The organism is Virgisporangium aurantiacum (assembly GCF_016863635.1).
Taxonomy (GTDB): domain Bacteria; phylum Actinomycetota; class Actinomycetes; order Mycobacteriales; family Micromonosporaceae; genus Virgisporangium; species Virgisporangium aurantiacum.
Window position 1 is genome coordinate 109,896 of the sequence record NZ_BOPG01000056.1, and the last position, 16,111, is coordinate 126,006.

Sequence of the window (16,111 nt, forward strand, 5' to 3'; positions counted from 1 at the left end):
GACAGTCACGACCCGGAACTCACCGTGCGGGTGGCGGAACCACCGCTGTGCCGCCCGCCGACGGGGTGCACGGTGCGCCGTCGAGGGTGAACCGGGTGGGCGGAACGGGCCCGGCGGACGCCGTACCGGTCAACGCCAGTTGCCGGGTGCCACCCGCCTCCAACGGCCGGTCGCCGTGCAGCGTCACGTCCTCGCCGCGCTGGTCGAAGCGCAGCCCGCCGGCGTCGGTGATGCGCTGGCCGACGGGCAGCGCGAACTCCAGCGACCAGGCGTCGAGCCGCGCCCGGCCGGTGTTCGTGATCGCCATCTCGGCCGTGAACGTCCCGCCGCTGGCCGGGTTGGCCACGTACCGGGTGGCGCAGCCGCCGCTCGGCGTCGCCGCCGCACCCGACGGTCCCTCCGCCCGGTCCTGCGCGACCCGGGCACCCGCGACGGCCGCGCCCAGCGTGGCCAGCCCGACGATCACGGCGAGCCCGGCGCTGGCGACCACCCGGCGGATGGAGAACCGCCCGATCGAGATGCGTTCGGAGAGGTAGCTGTTGACCAGCCGGTGGCGGTGCGGCAGTCGGGGCCGCACCGGCTGGGTGGCGTCACCCGCGTCACCGGCGGCACCGGCGTCACCCACCGCCGGGCCGGCGGCGCGGCGCGCGGGCCGCGAGGCGGCGCGGGAGGCCGCGCGGGAGGCGGCGCGCGAGGCCGCGCGCGGGGCCGGGTTCGTCAACGGAGCCGCCTCCATGGAACCGACCGCCGGCAGCGTCACCGCCACCCCGGCCGCCTCACCCAGCACCACCGCCGCGTACAGGCTCGACGGCCGCTCGTCCGGGTCCTTGCTCAGGCACTGGTCGCACAGTTCCGCCACGTCGTCGGGCAGGCCCGGTATCGGCGGCAGCGGCGCCGGCGGCAGCTCGCGGTGCGCGGTGACCAGGTCGGTCGCGGTGTAGGCCGGCCACGGCAGGGACCCCGTGAGGCACTGGTAGAGCAGGATGCCCAGCGCGTAGACGTCCGTCGCCGGCGCCGCCGGACGCCCGACGAAGCGCTCCGGCGCGACGTAGGCCGGCGTGCCGAGCAGCTCGTCGCCATGATCGTCGAGCTCGCCGACGGCGGCGGCGATGCCGAAGTCGACCACCTTGACCCCGGTGCGGGCGAGCATGATGTTGCCCGGCTTGACGTCGCGGTGCACCACGCCGCTCGCGTGCGCGGCGGCGAGCGCGGCGGCCACCTCGGCGGCGATGCCGACCGCCGTGCGCCAGTGCATCGTGTCGCTCTCCTGGCGCACCGCGAGGGTGTCGCCGTGCACGAGCTCCATCACGATGTACGGCACCTTGCCGCGCCGTCCCTGGCGCGACTCGCCGAAGTCGTACACGCCGGCCACGTTCGGGTGGGCGAGCCGGGCCGCGACCCGGGCCTCGGCCTTGATGCGTTCGCGGGACTCCCGCCCGCTGAAACTCGGCCCGAGCAGTTTGACCGCCACCTGCCGGCCGAGAACGAGATCCTGCGCGCGCCAGACCACCGCCATGCCGCCGGTACCGAGCTCCTTCTCGAGCCGGTACCGCCTACCCAGCGTGCGCACCGCACCCCCCAGCCGAGCCGCCTCGGACCGATGATCGCGTACCCCGGCCCCTCGAGAACGAAACTCGGTCCACCCGCGGGTGGAACTGAGATCTAGCCTCTCGTCGATCCGAGGCCGAGGAACACGGCGAGGCCGAGCGCCGACCGGGGTGAGTACGCCTGCCGCCACAGCCCGCCGTGCGCGGCCGCGTACGCCTCGTCCCGCCACGGATGATCATGAGCCGGCACCGGCGCGCGCAGGTCGTGCACGAGCAGCGCGGCCATCAACGTGTTGCTGGTGGCCGGCTCGAACACCTCGATCCCGAACCGGTGGGCGCCGGCGTAGGCCGCGGCGAGCGCCCGGTTCCGCACCACGCTCCGGGTCCGGGTCGCCGGCGCGACGTTCAGCGAGACGGCCGTCCCGGCGTCGCGGGCCACGGCGGCCCGCCACCGTTGCAGGCGCTTGGCCAGCGCGTAGTTCGGGCCCTGCTGCGGCACCAGCGCGTCGTGCACGCCGGGCTCGGCGCCCGGCGGGTAGTTGCGGCTGAGCAGCCGGCCCCCGCTGAGGAGCCGCACCGGCCGCTTCAGCCGGCCGAGACCGCTCCGGTCGCGGTAGCGCCGGTCGGCCTCGGCGACCGCCTCGGCTGGCACGGCGAAGACGTCGGTCGGGGTCGCGAGGAAGGCCAGCGCCGTCTCCGGTCGCTCTTTCATCAGGGACGTCGTGAGCACGTCCACCGCCATCGAGACGCGCAGGTTGGTGGCCCCGTCGGCGTACACGTAGTTGCCCAGCACGAGCGGGCCGTCGATCGCCGTGATCCACGCCGCCACGCGGGGCAGGTCGGAGACCAGGTCGGCGCCGGCACCCTGGGCGAGGTCCTTGGTGTCCCGGTGGACCGGCACCGTGAGGTTTCCGGCGTGCCGGGCCGCGACGCCGAGCACCCGTTCCCAGACCGCCGGCCGGGGCAGGTCCACGGCGACCACGTCGGCGCCCCAGCGCAACAGGGAGATCAGCGGACCCATCTCGGCGCCGGCGCCGAGCACCACCACCCGCCGGTCGGTGAGGTCGAGCCAGTCCGGGTTGGCCATGACGGCCCGGATCGCCTCCACGAACGACGGCTCGACGATGCCGTCGGCGATCCACCGGTCGAGCTGGCGGTGCAGGTCGTCACCGGTGAGGCGGTCGCCGCGGTAGGGGACGACGAGGTCGCGCTGTGGTTCGCCGGCACCGGCCACGGTGCGGGTGCCGAGCGGGTCGCCGTCGAAGCCGCCGAGCTCCCCGATCGGCTTGTCGTCATAGGTCATGTGCCGGTACAGCGAGTCGAGGCCGTCGCGGGCGATCGACAGCGCGGCGTCGCGGCTGTCCAGCCCGGCCTCGACCAGCCGCCGGAAGTGGACGATGTACGCCTGCCGCCAACTCGTCTCCGACCGCACGCCGCGCGCGCCCACCGGGTCGACCGCCGACAGCGCGTCGGCCACCACGGTGCGGCCGAGCGCCGAGGTGCTCCGCTTGCCGTCGCCGGATTCGGGAACCTGCACACCGCTGTTCACAGGCACTCCTCCAGAGCCTCGATCAGACGCTCGGACCGGTCGAAGTCACCCAGGCACCGGGTGACGTACGCGTAGGCGTACCCGCGTCCCGGGTTCGCGAACGCGTCACAGCCGCCGATCCCGCCCATGCCGAACTCGCCGGTCTCCTCGACCTGCACGCCCAGCCCCCAGTTGACGTGCCGCTGCAGCAGCCGGTCCTCCCCCGCGACCTGCACGGTGCGGATCTCGCCGGTGAGTCCGGCGTAGAACCGCGCCAGCGACAGCGCCGTCGTGTGCAGGTTCACGGCCGGCACCTGCGCCCGCCGCCAGGTCGCCGAGTTGAGGACGTCGAGCGCGAGCCAGCCGGGCGGGTTGTCGAGCACGCGCCGCCGGTACGAGCCGGGCGGGCCGACGGTCCGCTCCGGCCAGCCGGGCTCGGTGTACTCCAGTTCGGCGGTGCGGGCCTGCTCGTCCGGCGTCGCCCCGAGCGCGAAGTCGAGGCCGGCGTACCCGGCCCGGAGGTACTCCCCCGGCATCCGGCCGTCGATCCGGCGGATCAGCTCGCCGACCAGGTGGCCGTACGTGATCGCGTGCTCGGCGACGGCGGTGCCGGCGGGGAACTCGGGTTCGGCGCCGGCGAGCAGCGCGCACAGCCCGTGCCAGTCACCGGGATCCGCGACCGGCGCGGGGAACGCGGGCAGGCCGGCGGCGTGGGCGAGCACGTGCCGCACGGTCGTCCCGCCCTTGCCGTGCGCCGCGAACTCGGGCCAGTGCGCGGCCACCGGATCGTCGAGGCGCTCGCCGACGAGCCGCACCAGGGCCGCGGCGACCACGGCCTTGCCCACGGAGAAGACGTGCACCAGCGTGTCGGGCGTCCACGGTTCGGTGCGGGCGGCGTCGCGCCAACCGCCGTACAGGTCCACGACGACCTCGCCGTCGTGCACCACGGCCAGGCCGCTGCCCGCGTCACCGAGCTCTTCGAACGCCTTGCGCACGCGCGCGAACCGCGGCTGCGTGTTCCCGCCGACCGGCACCATGTCGGCAGCCTACGTGCACCGGCCCGCCCGGGCCGTTAGCGTGATCGCATGCATGGACAGGCGCCGATCGACGAGGCGGCGCGGCCCAAGGTTTCCCTGGTCAAGAAGACCGACGAGCTCGCGGTCGCCACCGACGAGGAGAAGCCCGGACGACGGCTGACCGGCCGCACGGCCACGCTGGTGAACATCGTCGCGGTGGGCGTCGCGGTGCTGGCCCTGTGGCAGACGTTCCGGCCCCTGAGCTATGGCAGCCAGTACTACCTGATCATCTTCCTCGGCGTCACCCTGCCGTTGATCTTTCTGTTGTACCGCTCCGGCCTTCCCCAGCGCGACCCCGACCGCCCCTCGCCCGCCGACTGGGTGCTCGCCGCGCTGGCGCTGGTGACCTGCCTCTACCCGGTGCTGCCGGTCGGCGGCGGCTACAACGCCTTCCTCGACCGGCAGGGCGAACTCGCCACGGTCGACACCGTGATGGGCTCGATCCTGCTGCTGCTGATCTTGGAGGCGACGAGGCGCACCACCGGCTGGATCCTGCCGTTCGTCTGCCTGATCTTCCTCGCGTACGGCTACTACGGCGGTTATCTGCCGCAAAGTTGGGAGATCGCGCACGCCGGCCTGAACTTCAACGAGATCGTCGACGCGCTCTACAACTCGCCGAGCGGCTTCTACGGCACCCCGCTCGACGTCGCCGCCACCTACATCGTGCTGTTCACGATCTACGGCGCGGTGCTCGACCTGGCCGGCGCCGGCAAGTTCTTCGTCGACCTGTCCGTGGCCGCGTTCCGCCGTTCGTCCAGCGCACCGGGCCGCACCGCCGTGGCGGCCGGTTTCCTGCTGGGCACCGTCTCCGGCTCCGGCGCCGCGACGACCGTGAGCGTCGGCGCCGTCACCTGGCCGATCCTGAAACGCGCCGGCTACCCCGCCGAACGCGCCGGCGGCATGCTGGCCGCGGCCGGCGTCGGCGCGATCCTGTCCCCACCGACCCTGGGCGCCGCCGCGTTCATCATCGCCGAGTACCTCGGTGTGTCCTACCTGAACGTGCTGGGCTGGGCGGTGATCCCGACCATCCTGTACTACCTGGGCATCCTGCTGGCGGTGGAGATCGACGCCCGCCGCTCGTCGGCCCGGTCGGTGGAGGTGCTGACGCCGTCGGTGTGGCGGCTGCTGGCCCGGTTCGGGTACCACTTCGGGTCGCTGATCGCGATCATCGTGCTGCTCGCCCTCGACGTGCCGGCGACGCTGGCGGTCGTGTACGCCACCCTGCTCGCGCTGGCCGGCTGGGCGGTGGAGATGGCGGTCCAGGCCATTCGCGCCCGCCCGGCCATTCGCGCCCGCCGGACCTACGACGCCGATGACCGGGATGCCGGCGGGGCGACCGGCGATGGCGAGGCGGCCGGCGTTGGCGAGGCGGCCGGCGTTGGCGAGGCGGCCGGCGTTGGCGCGGCGGCCGGCGTTGGCGCGGCGGCCGGCGTTGGCAGGGCGGCCGGCGGTGGCGCGGCGACCGGCGTTGGTGGGGCGGCCGGCGGTGGCGCGGGGCTCCGGGTTGCCCGGGCGGCCGTCGTCCGGGCGGGTGGCGATCTCTGGCGGGCGCTGGCCGGTGGCGTCCGCGGGGTGCTGCCCGTCGTGGCGGTGTGTGCCGCCGCGGGGGTGATCGCCGCCAGCACCACCAAGACCGGCCTCGGCCCGCAGGCCGCGTCGCTCCTGGTGCGGGCGGCCGAGGCGATCGCTACCGACCCGACGTTGGTGCGGCTGTTCACCGCGCTCTTCGCGGCCGTGGCGCTGACCCTGCTCGGCCTGGCGGTGCCGGTCACCGCGTCCTTCATCATCGGCTGGGTGATCATCGGCCCGGCACTGATCGACCTCGGCGTCCCCGACCCGGCCGTGGCGATGTTCGTCTTCTACTTCGCGGTGCTCTCCGAGGCGACCCCGCCCACGGCGCTGGCCTCGGTGGCGGCGGCGGCGGTCACCGGCGGCCGCATCGTGCCGACGATGTGGCAGACGCTCCGCTACGCGCTGCCGGCGTACCTGGTGCCGCTGGCGTTCGTAGCCGCGCCGACCGGCTCCGCCCTCATCGGCGACGGCAGCCCCGGCGAGATCGCGTACGCCCTGGCCGCGGCGGCCGCCGCCGTGGTCGGGCTGGCCATCGCGGCCGGCGGCTGGGCACTGGGCATCGGCCCGGCCGGGACGCCGGTGCGCGTGCTCGCCGCGGTCGCGGGCTGCGCGCTGCTCTGGATCACCCCGCTAGCCACCGCGATCGGCGCGCTCCTCCTGGCAGCCGCCCTCATCACCACCCGCATGACCAACGCCCATCGCTGATCTTGCAGTTGTGCTCGCCCCAAAACGGAACAAGCCACGCAAAAAGGCGAACACAACTGCAAGATCGACGACCGAGAGCCACCCTCCGGCGTCGATCTTGCAGTTGTGGTGCCGTCTTCGCCCGTATTCGCCCCCGTTTGGGGGGCACCACAACTGCAAGATCGACTCGTTGGGGTGGGCGCGACAAGCACCACGGGAACGGGGGCTAGGAGTTCGTGCATTCGCAGTGCAATAATGTGGCGTGGACTTCTCACTCAGCGACGAGCAGCGGGCGATCCGCGACACGGTGCGCACCTTCATCACCAAAGAGGTGGTGCCGCTCGAGCCCGAGGTGCTGCGGCGCGAGCGCCGGGGCGAGCCCGGCATCACGCGCGACGAGGTCGTCGCGCTTCAGCAGAAGGCGAAGAGCTTCGGCTTCTGGGGCATCGGCACGCCCGAAGAGTACGGCGGGATGGCGCTCCCGGCCGTCACCCAGTCTTTGATCTGGACCGAGATCGGACGCACGTTCGTGCCGTTCCGGTTCGGCGGCGAGGCCGACAACATCCTCTACTTTGCCGACGAGCGACAGAAGCGGGAATACCTCATCCCCACGATCGAGGGCGACCGCATCTCCTGCTTCGCGATCACCGAGCCGGGTGCCGGCAGCGACCCGAGCAGCATCCGCACGTCGGCCCGGAGAGACGGCGACGACTGGATCATCAACGGCGAGAAGACGTTCATCACCCAGGGCGACGACGCCGACTTCGCGATCGTCATCGCGGTCACCGACAAGGAGAAGGGCGCCCACAAGGGTTCCACGGCGTTCCTCGTCGACCGCGAGATGGGCTGGACGTCGGAGTTCATCCAGACCATGGGCGAGGGCGGTCCCGCGTCCCTGGTGTTCGACAACGTCCGGGTGCCGAACGCCAACGTGCTCGGCGAGCCCGGCCAGGGGTTCGAGCTGGCGATGAGGTGGATCGGCCGGGGCCGCTACATCATCCCGTCGCACGCGTTGGGCATCGCCGAGCGCGCCCTGCAGATGGCGGTCGAACACGCCCGGAACCGGGTGACGTTCGGCAAGCCGATCGCCGACCGGCAGGCGATCCAGTGGATGATCGCCGACTCCGAGGTTCAACTCGAAAGTGCCAGGTGGCTGGTGCTGCACGCCGCCTGGACGGTCGACCAGGACCGGGACGCGCGCCACGCGTCCTCCATCGCGAAGTTGTGGGGCGCGCGCATGGCCAACGACGTGGTCGACCGCGTGATGCAGATCCACGGCGGCATGGGCTACACGCGGGAGCTGCCGATCGAGCGCTGGTACCGGCAGGTGCGGTTGCTGCGCATCTACGAGGGCAGCGACGAGATGCAGCGGTTGATCATCTCGCGCGACCTGCTCCGCGGCTTCACGACGATCGGCGGCCATCTGAGCTGAACCGGGCCTCGAAACCGGCCACCAACGCCGAGAGCCCGGCCTCGAACGCCCGCTCGTCCACTTCACCCGAGCGCCCGTGAAGGAGGTGCGCGTCGGTCAGGTGCGGGTAGTCGGCGGCGTAGACGGACGCGTCGGCCGGGAACCCGCCCGCGAACGACCCGACCGCCGACCCGGCCACGAAGTACCGCATCGCCGCACCGATGCTGGTCGCGTCGCGGGGCGGCCAGCCGGCGTCGACGAGGGCGCCGAACACGGTCTCCGCCAGGCGGAGCGCCGCCGGTCGCCGGCCGGGCCCGCGCGCGATCAGGGGGACCGCGTGCGGGTGGGCCACCAGCACCGCCCGGTAGGCGCGCGCCCAGGCCGTGAGCGCGGCCGGCCACGGCAGCTGCCCGAACATGGACAGGTCGACGCGGGCCACGATGGCGTCGGCGACGGCGTCGAGGATCTCCTCCTTGGTACGGAAGTGGTTGTACAGCGACGGCGCGCTGACCCGGAGCTCGCGGGCCAGCCGCCGGGTGGAGAGTTCGGCCAACCCCTCGGCATCGATGATCGCCGACGCCCGGGCCACGATGAGCTCCCGGGAGAGCAACGGGGTACGGGGACGCGGCACCAAAGGAGCCTAACGGCGCAGTGCGCCGGGACCCGGACGGCCGACCACCTCGCGCATCTTGTCGATCTCGTGGCCGTCCGCGCAGCGGAGCACCAGGTTCACCGGCGCACCGCAGTCGCGGTGGACCGTGGTCAACGGGCCGCCCGCCGGGTCGGCGAGATAGCGGTCGCCCCACTCGCGCAGCGCCTGCAGCACCGGAAAGAGGTCGAAGCCCTTGTCGGTGGGGCGGTACTCGTACCGGACCCGGCTGCCCGGGTCGCGGTAGGGCTCGCGCCGCAGGATGCCGTGCTCCACCAGCCGCGACAGGCGGTCGGTGAGGACCTGGCGGGGGATGTTCGTCCGCACTCGCAGGTCGTCGAACCGGCGCACCCCCATGAAGATCTCCCGCAGCACCACGAACGTCCACTTCTCACCGACGATCGCCAGGGCCCGCCCGACGGTGCAGTTGTCGGCCGACCACTCGAGGGCCGCGGGAAGCTCGCGCATGTGAGAAAGGCTAAGTCTTGTTGACAGACCCAGCAACCCCGGGTGATTCTGCGTCCATGACGCAGACGCGGGAAGAGACCCGGACCCGAACCTTCGAATGGGACGACCCGGCCCGCACCGCGCAGAGCGTCGGCCAACTGTCGGGGCTGGAGTTCCTCCAGGCGATCGGCCGCGGCGACCTGCCCAAGCCGCCCGTCACCCACATGCTGGGCATCGGCGCGATCACCGCCGAAGAGGGACGCGTCGTCGCGGAACTGCAGCCCGCCGAGTACCACTACAACCCGCTCGGCACCGTGCACGGCGGCGTTCTGGCCACCTTGCTCGACACCGCCACCGGCTGCGCCGTGCACTCGACGCTCCCCCGCGGTTTCGGTTACACGTCCATCGACCTGAGCACCAAGTTCCTGAAGCCGGTCACGGTCGCGTCGGGGATGTTGCGCTGCGTCGGGACGGTCGTTTCGAGGGGACGCCGCACCGCGCTCGCCGAGGCCCGCCTCACCGACGCCGCGGGCCGGCTCGTGGCCACCGCGCAGAGCAGCTGCCTCATCTTCGAGGTGCCGCCGAACCAGTAACGTACGAGCGTGCGCAACCTGCCCGATCCCTGCGTCGTCGTGCTCGTCGGGCCGGGCGCGGCGGGCAAGTCCACGTGGGCGGCGGCCCACTTCCCGCCGTCGGCGGTGATCGGCAGCGACGCCCTCCGCGCCCTCGTGGGCACCGGCGAGGACGACATCACCGCGAGCGCCGACGCGTTCGCCGTCCTCGACGACGTCGTCGACCGGAGACTCAAGCGCAAGCTGACGACGGTGATCGACACGCTCGGCCTCGACCCCGTCCGCAGGGAGCGCTACCTGGCGGTGGCCAGAGCGAACGGCATGCCCTGCGTGGTGGTCGCGTTCGACACGCCCGCCGCCGAGTGCCGCGCCCGCAACCGCGCCCGCGCGACGAAACGCATCCCCGCCGACGTCCTCACCGCGCAGCTCAAGGCCTGGCCAAGAGTCCGCGAGAGCCTCCCGGACGAAGGCTTCGACGCGGTGCTGAGACCCGAACCCGTGCGGGTGGTGCCGGCGGCGTTCGTCGACGCACCGGCCGCCGCGGCCCGGCAGCACGAGAACCCGACGGGCCTGCGGTTCGGCCTGCACCTGGGCGAGTTCGGCGGGTTCGCGAAGCCCACCGGCGAAGCGCTGCGCGAGATCGCCGTCGCGGCCGAGGCCGCCGGCTTCGACGCGATCTACGTGATGGACCACTTCCGCCAGATCCCGCAGATCGGCCGACCGTTCGACGACTTCCTGGAGAGCTTCACGACGCTCGCCCACCTCGCGGCCGTCACGTCACGGGTCGAGCTGGGCACGCTGGTCGCCGGCGTCACCTACCGGAACGTGGCGCACCTGGGCAAGATCGTCGCCACGCTCGACGTGCTGAGCGGCGGCCGCGCCGTGTGCGGGCTCGGGCTGGGCTGGTTCGAGGCCGAGCACCGCGCGTACGGCTGGCCGTTCCCGAGCGTCCCGGAAAGATACAAGCTTTTCGAGGACGCGCTGCGCCTGCTTCCCGTGCTGTGGGGACCCGGTTCGAAGCCGTTCCACGGCGAGGTCCTCAGCGTGCCCGAGACGATGTGCTACCCGCGCCCGGTGCGGGAGCACGTGCCGCTCATCGTGGGCGGCGGCGGTGAGCGCCGCACGCTGAAGCTGGCGGCGACGTACGCCGACGCGGCGAACGTGTTCGGCGACGTCGCCACGGTGCGCCGCAAGGCGCGGGTGCTCGCCGCGCACTGCGCCGGAACGGAGCGGGACGTCGCGCTGACCCACCTCTCCACCACGCTGGTCGGCCGCACCGACGCCGAGGTGGCCGACGCCGTCAACCGTCTCAAGCCGCGGAACCGGTCGGCGGCCGCGTACGCGGCGAGCGTGCACGCCGGAACGGTGGCCGACCACGTCGGCCGGTTCCGCGAACTGGCCGACGCCGGCGTCCGCGAGGTGATGGTGCGGCTCCCGGACCTCACCGGCCCGGCGCCGCTCGGCGCATTCTCCGACGTCATCGGCGCTTTTCGATGACCGTGTAACTTCCGCGCCAGGTGGGCATGGCTACGGGTGACGTGGGTCACTGATCGCCACCTCCCCTGGAGCAAGCATGACCACCACCCCCATCCCGCCGGATCCCGCCGTACCGACCCAGCGCACCGCGGAGCCGCCACCGCCGCGCCGCGACTACACCAGGTACCTCTACCTCGCGGTGATCGTGGCCGTGCTGCTCGGCATCCTGGTCGGGTTCCTGTTCCCCGACTTCGGCAAGGAGCTGAAGCCGCTCGGCGACGGTTTCGTGAACCTGATCAAGATGATGATCAGCCCGATCATCTTCTGCACGATCGTGCTCGGCATCGGGTCCGTCCGCCAGGCCGCGAAGGTCGGCAAGGTCGGCGGGCTGGCGCTCGGCTACTTCCTGATCATGTCGACGGTCGCGCTGCTCATCGGGCTCGTCGTCGGCAACATCCTGCACCCGGGTTCCGGCCTCGACATCGACGCCGGCGGCACGGTGCCGAAGGGCGAGGACACCGGCACCGCCGCGTTCCTCCTCGGGATCATCCCGACCACGATCTTCTCCGCCCTCACCAGCGGCAAAGTGCTGCAGACCCTCTTCGTCGCGCTGCTCACCGGGTTCGCGTTGCAGGCGATGGGACGCACGGGAGAGCCGGTCCTGCGCGGCATCGCCCACCTGCAGCGACTCGTGTTCCGGATCCTCGCGATGATCATGTGGGTGGCGCCGATCGGCGCGTTCGGCGCGATCGCCGCCGTGGTGGGCGCGACGGGCTGGAAGGCCCTGGCCGGGCTCGCCCAGATCATGATCGGGTTTTACATCACCTGCGCGATCTTCGTGTTCGTGATCCTCGGTCTCCTGCTCAAGCTCGTCACCGGCCTGAACCTGTTCTCGGTGCTGAGGTACCTGGCCCGGGAGTTCCTGCTGATCCTGTCGACGTCGTCGTCGGAGTCGGCACTGCCGCGCCTCATCGCGAAGATGGAGCACCTGGGCGTCTCCCGGCCGGTGGTCGGGATCGTGGTGCCGACCGGCTACTCGTTCAACCTCGACGGCACCGCGATCTACCTGACGATGGCGTCGCTGTTCGTCGCCGACGCGCTGGGCAAGCCGCTGTCGATCAGCGAGCAGATCTCGCTACTGCTGTTCATGATCATCGCGTCGAAGGGCGCGGCCGGCGTCACCGGCGCGGGCCTGGCGACGCTCGCCGGCGGCCTGCAGTCGCACCGGCCGGAACTGGTCGAGGGCGTCAGCCTGATCGTCGGCATCGACCGGTTCATGTCCGAGGCCCGGGCGCTCACCAACTTCGCCGGCAACTCGGTGGCGACGCTGCTCGTGGGCACCTGGTCGGGCGAGTTCGACAAGCAACGGGCGCTGGCGGTGCTGCACGGCGACGACCCGTTCGACGAGACCACGATGCTCGACGACGAGCACGACGCCGCCCCGCCGCCCACGTCACTGGAGAAGCAACCGGCCTGACCGCTCGTCGACCGGTACGGGTTCGGCCGTGAGAACGGCGAGCGCGGCGCGGTAACCGCCGTCGGGGTGCAGGTCGGTCAGGTGGGCGAGCAGCTGTGCCCGTCCCGGATAGGCCAGCAACCCCGGCGGCTCGGCCGGACCGGTGACCCGGACCTCGGCCAGCGACGCGGCCAGCCCGTCGCCGGTCGCCTTCACCACGGCCTCCTTGCGGGTCCAGTAGGTGAAGAAGTCCGGCAGGTCGGGCGGGGTGGCTCGCTCGGTCTCGTGGAGCACGGTGCGGCCGAGGCCGGCGACGTCGACCGTGGCGATCCGCTCGACGTCGAGCCCTACCGGGGCAACCGTGGTGAGCGCGAGGCCGACCAGGTCGCCGGAGTGCGTGATCGACGCGTGCAGTCCGGTGCCGGGCAGTGCCGGCCGGCCGTGCGGCTCGGCGCACCGGGGGCAGGTGCGCTCGACGGTCACCGCCGCCGGCGGCGTGCCGGTGGCCGCACCGACCGCGAGCCGGAGCATCGTGGCGCCGAGCACCTGCCGCACCCGGTCCTCCGGCCGCCGCAGCCGGGCCGCGCGGCCGACCTCCACGGTGGACAGCAGCCGGTCGAGCCCGGCCGAGTAGTCCTCGAGCCGGGCCCACCAGACATCTACCTGCGTCACCCGATCATTCTGCCTTCACGCGGCGGCGCGACGCAGGCCCAGGTATTCGAGGTCCACCAGCGCCAGCACCGCGACGGCCTGGGCGATCACCACGACGGTGCCCACGACGGTCAACGGCCAGACCCCGGCCACCACGGCCACGATGCTCGCCGCCACCCAGACGAGGTTGCCCCCGATCACGAGCCAGCCGGCGTTGGCCTCGATCGTCGGACGGGTGGCCACCCAGCCGATCCCGGCGGCGACGCCGATCAGGGCCACCCCGAGCGCGATCAGCCAGCCGGCCGGGATGCCGAGCACCCCGTCGAGCGCGGCGGCGGGAAGGGCGAGGCCGACGCCCATCACCCCGCAGGCGGCGGCGTCGGCGGTCAGGGCCAGGCGGAGCAGTCGGTCCCGGTTCATCGTCATCTCCTCGTCGTTGGTTTCGGTGATGCCGGAACGATGGCGGGTTCCGCTGCTGCCTGTCGATTACGCCCGAGGTAATGGCCCAGGTGACGGCGCTGGCCTAGCGTCATGGTCATGACGGTGGACACGATGCGCCGACCGGTCGGCGAGCAGTTGCGGGGATGGCGCGAGCGGCGGCGGTTGAGCCAGCTGGAACTCGCGATCGAGGCGGACGTCTCGACCCGGCACCTGAGCTTCGTGGAGACCGGCCGGTCGCGCCCGAGCCGCGACATGGTGCTGCATCTCGCCGAGCGGCTCGAGGTGCCGCTGCGCGAGCGCAACCGGCTCCTGCTGGCCGCCGGGTACGCGCCGGCGTTCCAGGAGAACTCACTGGACTCGGCGTCGCTCAAGCCGGTCGCCGCCGCGGTGCGGCAGATCCTGGCCGGGCACGAGCCGTATCCGGCGGTGGTGGTCAACGCGCGCAGCGAGCTGTTGGACGCGAACTCCGCCGTGGGGCTCTTTCTCGGTGACGTCGCACCGCACGTCCTGGTGCCGCCGGTGAACGTGCTGCGGGTGGCGCTGCACCCCGACGGCATGGCGCGCAACATCGTCAACCTGCCGGTGTGGCGCAGCCACCTGCTGGAACGGCTGCGCCGTCAGATCGCCACCACCGGTGACCCGACGCTGCACGACCTGCTCGACGAGGTCACCGGCTACCCGGGCGGCGAGCACCCCGACGGGCTCGACGCGTCCGCGGCCGTGGCGCTGCCGCTGGTCTACCGCCACGCCGGCAAGGAGCTGACGTTCGTGAGCACCCTGGCGACGTTCGGCGCCCCGTTGGACATCACCGTGGCGGAACTGGCCATCGAAGCCTTCTACCCGGCCGACAGCGAAACGGCGGCCGTGCTGCGTAGCACGACCGCCGCTTCCTGAGTTGTCCTACTGCCGGCCGCCGAAGAAGTTGTTGCCGGCCATTCCGCCCTGGCCCACCCCGAACCGCTGCTGCAGCGAGGGGTTGGCACCCATCGCGTTGTACGGCGGCAGCAGCTCGGCCGGCTGCACCACGACGAAGCCCTCGCCGCTGAACTGCATCTGCCAGCTCTCGCCCGTGTTGCCACGCGGACGCCACACCGACGACGACGTCACCGCCGCCTGCATCTGCACCTGCAACGACGACGTCCACGCGATCACCGCGTCGGCGTCGGCGAAGTAGTAGTTCTGCGCGTTGACGTGCATCACCAGCGGCGCACCCGTGGTGGTGACCGCGACCTTGCCGTTCCCGCGCAGCTCGACGTTGTACGCACCGGCGCCGGCGACCTGCACCTGCGAGTCGATGCGGACGATGTCCCACCGCAGCCCGTGCTCGAACGCCAGCACGTTCTTGCCGTCGACGGTGAGCCCGTCACCGGTGAGGTCGAGGATGTGGATGTCCTGCGCCTGGTTGGCCAGGTACACCGTGCCGTTGCCGGTGACCTTCATCAGGTTCAGGCCCTCGCCGGTGACGGCGCGCGCGACGTGCGCGCCCCAGCTCTGGTACTGCGAGTCGAAGTTGGCCTGGCCCTGGTACGCGATCATCGCGCCCTTGCGGGCGTAGAACTCTCTCATGCCGCTGGCCTGGCCGAGCACGGCGCGGAGCATCTTGCCGTTCTGCAGGCTGAACTTCTCGTTCGACTGCCGCTCCTGGTTGCCCAGGAGCGTGCTGCCCATGATGCCGCCGCCGGCACCCGGCATTCCGCCGGGCGCGCCCGGCATCCCACCCGGGGCACCGGGCATTCCACCGGGCGGCATCCCGCCCGGAGGCATCCCACCCGGGGGCATGCCACCCTGCGGCGGGTACCCCGGCTGCGGGGGGTAGCCGCCCGGCTGTGGCGGGTAGCCGGGCTGCTGCGGATAGCCACCCTGCTGCGGGTAGCCCGGCTGCTGCGGGTATCCCATCTCGCTACTCCTTCTCGCCCGGCTCAGCCGCGAACCGACATACGGGGCCGCTCGTCCTCGCTCGGCTGCACGACGACGAAGCCGTGCCCGAGGAAGCCGAGTTGGAACGCCTCACCGGACCCGCGGCCGAACAGACCGCCGAGCCGCGCGGTGCGCTTGGTCTTGATCCGCAGCCCCTCGGTGAACGCGACCAGGGCGTCGGTGTCGACGTAGGTCTCCGCCTCCTGGGTGTTCAGGACGATCGGCGTGCCCTTGCTGGTCAACGCGACCCAGCCCTGCCCGCGGATGACGACGTTGAACATGCCCATGCCGGAGAGCATCGAGACGCCCTGCACCCGCTCGATGTTCCACTGCAGCGACGCGTCGAACGCGAGGATGTTCTTGCCGTTGACCGACAGCGCCTCGTTGTTCAACTGCACGACGATGACGTCCTTGCCGTAGTCGGCGAGGAACAGGTTGCCCTGCCCGGTGCAGCTCATCAGCGGGACGCCCTCGCCGGTGGCCCACGACCGGGCCATCTGCCCGAGCGCCGGCGGGTTGGGGTTGAAGTCGATGAGGCCCTCGTAGGCGATCATCGAACCGGTACGGGCCAGCACGTCGGGACCGCCGTGCATGAGGACCTTGCAGATCTTGGAGCCGTGTGTGCTCATCCGGTCCTGAACCGGCGTCTGCCCGTAGTGCTGCAGCAATTGACCCTGCACAACC

Annotated in this window: 15 protein-coding genes; 6 read left to right on the top strand and 9 right to left on the bottom strand. The window is 72.1% G+C overall.

The window, feature by feature from the left end; translation table 11 throughout:
• Nucleotides 1-19: 19 nt before the first annotated feature.
• From Vau01_RS40220 to Vau01_RS40230, 3 genes are all read right to left on the bottom strand, one after another.
• Nucleotides 20-1,570: a serine/threonine-protein kinase gene (locus Vau01_RS40220; protein WP_204004993.1), complete on the bottom strand. Its 1,551-nt coding sequence runs from the start codon at nt 1,568-1,570 to the stop codon at nt 20-22.
• Nucleotides 1,571-1,662: 92 nt separating this feature from the next.
• Complete coding sequence (locus Vau01_RS40225) at nt 1,663-3,096, bottom strand: hypothetical protein (RefSeq protein ID WP_239152239.1); 1,434 nt, start codon at nt 3,094-3,096, stop codon at nt 1,663-1,665.
• Nucleotides 3,093-4,112: a serine hydrolase domain-containing protein gene (locus Vau01_RS40230; RefSeq protein WP_204004996.1), complete on the bottom strand. Its 1,020-nt coding sequence runs from the start codon at nt 4,110-4,112 to the stop codon at nt 3,093-3,095. Before Vau01_RS40230 ends, Vau01_RS40225 begins: the two co-directional genes overlap by 4 nt.
• A 48-nt stretch (nt 4,113-4,160) precedes the next feature.
• On the opposite strand from Vau01_RS40230, the gene Vau01_RS40235 reads away from it, so the two are divergent.
• The gene (locus tag Vau01_RS40235) at nt 4,161-6,428 is read left to right on the top strand and encodes a TRAP transporter permease (protein ID WP_204004999.1); all 2,268 of its coding nucleotides are present in this window, start codon (nt 4,161-4,163) and stop codon (nt 6,426-6,428) included.
• A gap of 241 nt (nt 6,429-6,669) precedes the next feature.
• Nucleotides 6,670-7,839 carry an acyl-CoA dehydrogenase family protein gene (locus Vau01_RS40240; protein WP_204005001.1) on the top strand — a complete coding sequence of 390 codons (1,170 nt, stop codon included), beginning with the start codon at nt 6,670-6,672 and terminating at the stop codon, nt 7,837-7,839.
• On the opposite strand, the gene Vau01_RS40245 is transcribed toward Vau01_RS40240, so the two are convergent.
• Both Vau01_RS40245 and Vau01_RS40250 read right to left on the bottom strand, forming a co-directional pair.
• On the bottom strand, nt 7,811-8,449 hold the full coding sequence (locus tag Vau01_RS40245; RefSeq protein WP_204005003.1) for a TetR/AcrR family transcriptional regulator: 639 nt from the start codon (nt 8,447-8,449) through the stop codon (nt 7,811-7,813). The two genes, Vau01_RS40240 and Vau01_RS40245, sit on opposite strands and share 29 nt — an antisense overlap.
• Nucleotides 8,450-8,458: 9 nt before the next feature.
• Entirely contained in the window at nt 8,459-8,935 is a 477-nt protein-coding gene (locus Vau01_RS40250) for a winged helix-turn-helix transcriptional regulator (RefSeq protein WP_204005006.1), read from the bottom strand.
• A gap of 56 nt (nt 8,936-8,991) precedes the next feature.
• On the opposite strand from Vau01_RS40250, the gene Vau01_RS40255 reads away from it, so the two are divergent.
• The 3 genes from Vau01_RS40255 (at nt 8,992) to Vau01_RS40265 (ending at nt 12,439) form a co-directional block, all read left to right on the top strand.
• On the top strand, nt 8,992-9,507 hold the full coding sequence (locus Vau01_RS40255; protein ID WP_204005008.1) for a PaaI family thioesterase: 516 nt from the start codon (nt 8,992-8,994) through the stop codon (nt 9,505-9,507).
• A gap of 9 nt (nt 9,508-9,516) precedes the next feature.
• Complete coding sequence (locus Vau01_RS40260; protein WP_204005010.1) at nt 9,517-10,983, top strand: TIGR03560 family F420-dependent LLM class oxidoreductase; 1,467 nt, start codon at nt 9,517-9,519, stop codon at nt 10,981-10,983.
• A 76-nt stretch (nt 10,984-11,059) separates the two neighbouring features.
• Nucleotides 11,060-12,439 carry a cation:dicarboxylate symporter family transporter gene (locus Vau01_RS40265; RefSeq protein WP_204005012.1) on the top strand — a complete coding sequence of 460 codons (1,380 nt, stop codon included), beginning with the start codon at nt 11,060-11,062 and terminating at the stop codon, nt 12,437-12,439.
• On the opposite strand, the gene Vau01_RS40270 is transcribed toward Vau01_RS40265, so the two are convergent.
• Nucleotides 12,416-13,090 (bottom strand): 4'-phosphopantetheinyl transferase family protein, encoded by a 675-nt coding sequence (locus tag Vau01_RS40270; protein ID WP_204005015.1) that lies wholly within the window; start codon nt 13,088-13,090, stop codon nt 12,416-12,418. The genes Vau01_RS40265 and Vau01_RS40270 overlap by 24 nt on opposite strands.
• Nucleotides 13,091-13,105: 15 nt before the next feature.
• The gene (locus Vau01_RS40275; RefSeq protein WP_204005018.1) at nt 13,106-13,489 is read right to left on the bottom strand and encodes a hypothetical protein; all 384 of its coding nucleotides are present in this window, start codon (nt 13,487-13,489) and stop codon (nt 13,106-13,108) included.
• A gap of 117 nt (nt 13,490-13,606) precedes the next feature.
• Between Vau01_RS40275 and Vau01_RS40280 the strand changes: the two genes are divergently transcribed.
• Nucleotides 13,607-14,404 (top strand): helix-turn-helix domain-containing protein, encoded by a 798-nt coding sequence (locus Vau01_RS40280; RefSeq protein ID WP_204005021.1) that lies wholly within the window; start codon nt 13,607-13,609, stop codon nt 14,402-14,404.
• Between the two features lie 6 nt (nt 14,405-14,410).
• Here Vau01_RS40280 and Vau01_RS40285 read toward each other — a convergent pair whose 3' ends face one another.
• Together Vau01_RS40285 and Vau01_RS40290 are read right to left on the bottom strand one after the other, a co-directional pair.
• The gene (locus tag Vau01_RS40285; protein WP_204005024.1) at nt 14,411-15,406 is read right to left on the bottom strand and encodes an AIM24 family protein; all 996 of its coding nucleotides are present in this window, start codon (nt 15,404-15,406) and stop codon (nt 14,411-14,413) included.
• Nucleotides 15,407-15,429: 23 nt separating this feature from the next.
• A complete protein-coding gene (locus Vau01_RS40290) occupies nt 15,430-16,107 on the bottom strand; it encodes an AIM24 family protein (protein ID WP_239152240.1) in 678 nt (225 codons plus the stop codon).
• Nucleotides 16,108-16,111 lie beyond the last annotated feature (4 nt).

Coding starts and splice junctions, on each gene's coding strand:
- Vau01_RS40230 (WP_204004996.1), bottom strand. CDS start 4,112: ATGGTGCCGGTCGGCGGGAACACGCAGCCGCGGTTCGCGCGCGTGCGC.
- Vau01_RS40235 (WP_204004999.1), top strand. CDS start 4,161: ATGCATGGACAGGCGCCGATCGACGAGGCGGCGCGGCCCAAGGTTTCC.
- Vau01_RS40250 (WP_204005006.1), bottom strand. CDS start 8,935: ATGCGCGAGCTTCCCGCGGCCCTCGAGTGGTCGGCCGACAACTGCACC.
- Vau01_RS40255 (WP_204005008.1), top strand. CDS start 8,992: ATGACGCAGACGCGGGAAGAGACCCGGACCCGAACCTTCGAATGGGAC.
- Vau01_RS40265 (WP_204005012.1), top strand. CDS start 11,060: ATGACCACCACCCCCATCCCGCCGGATCCCGCCGTACCGACCCAGCGC.
- Vau01_RS40275 (WP_204005018.1), bottom strand. CDS start 13,489: ATGAACCGGGACCGACTGCTCCGCCTGGCCCTGACCGCCGACGCCGCC.
- Vau01_RS40280 (WP_204005021.1), top strand. CDS start 13,607: ATGACGGTGGACACGATGCGCCGACCGGTCGGCGAGCAGTTGCGGGGA.
- Vau01_RS40285 (WP_204005024.1), bottom strand. CDS start 15,406: ATGGGATACCCGCAGCAGCCGGGCTACCCGCAGCAGGGTGGCTATCCG.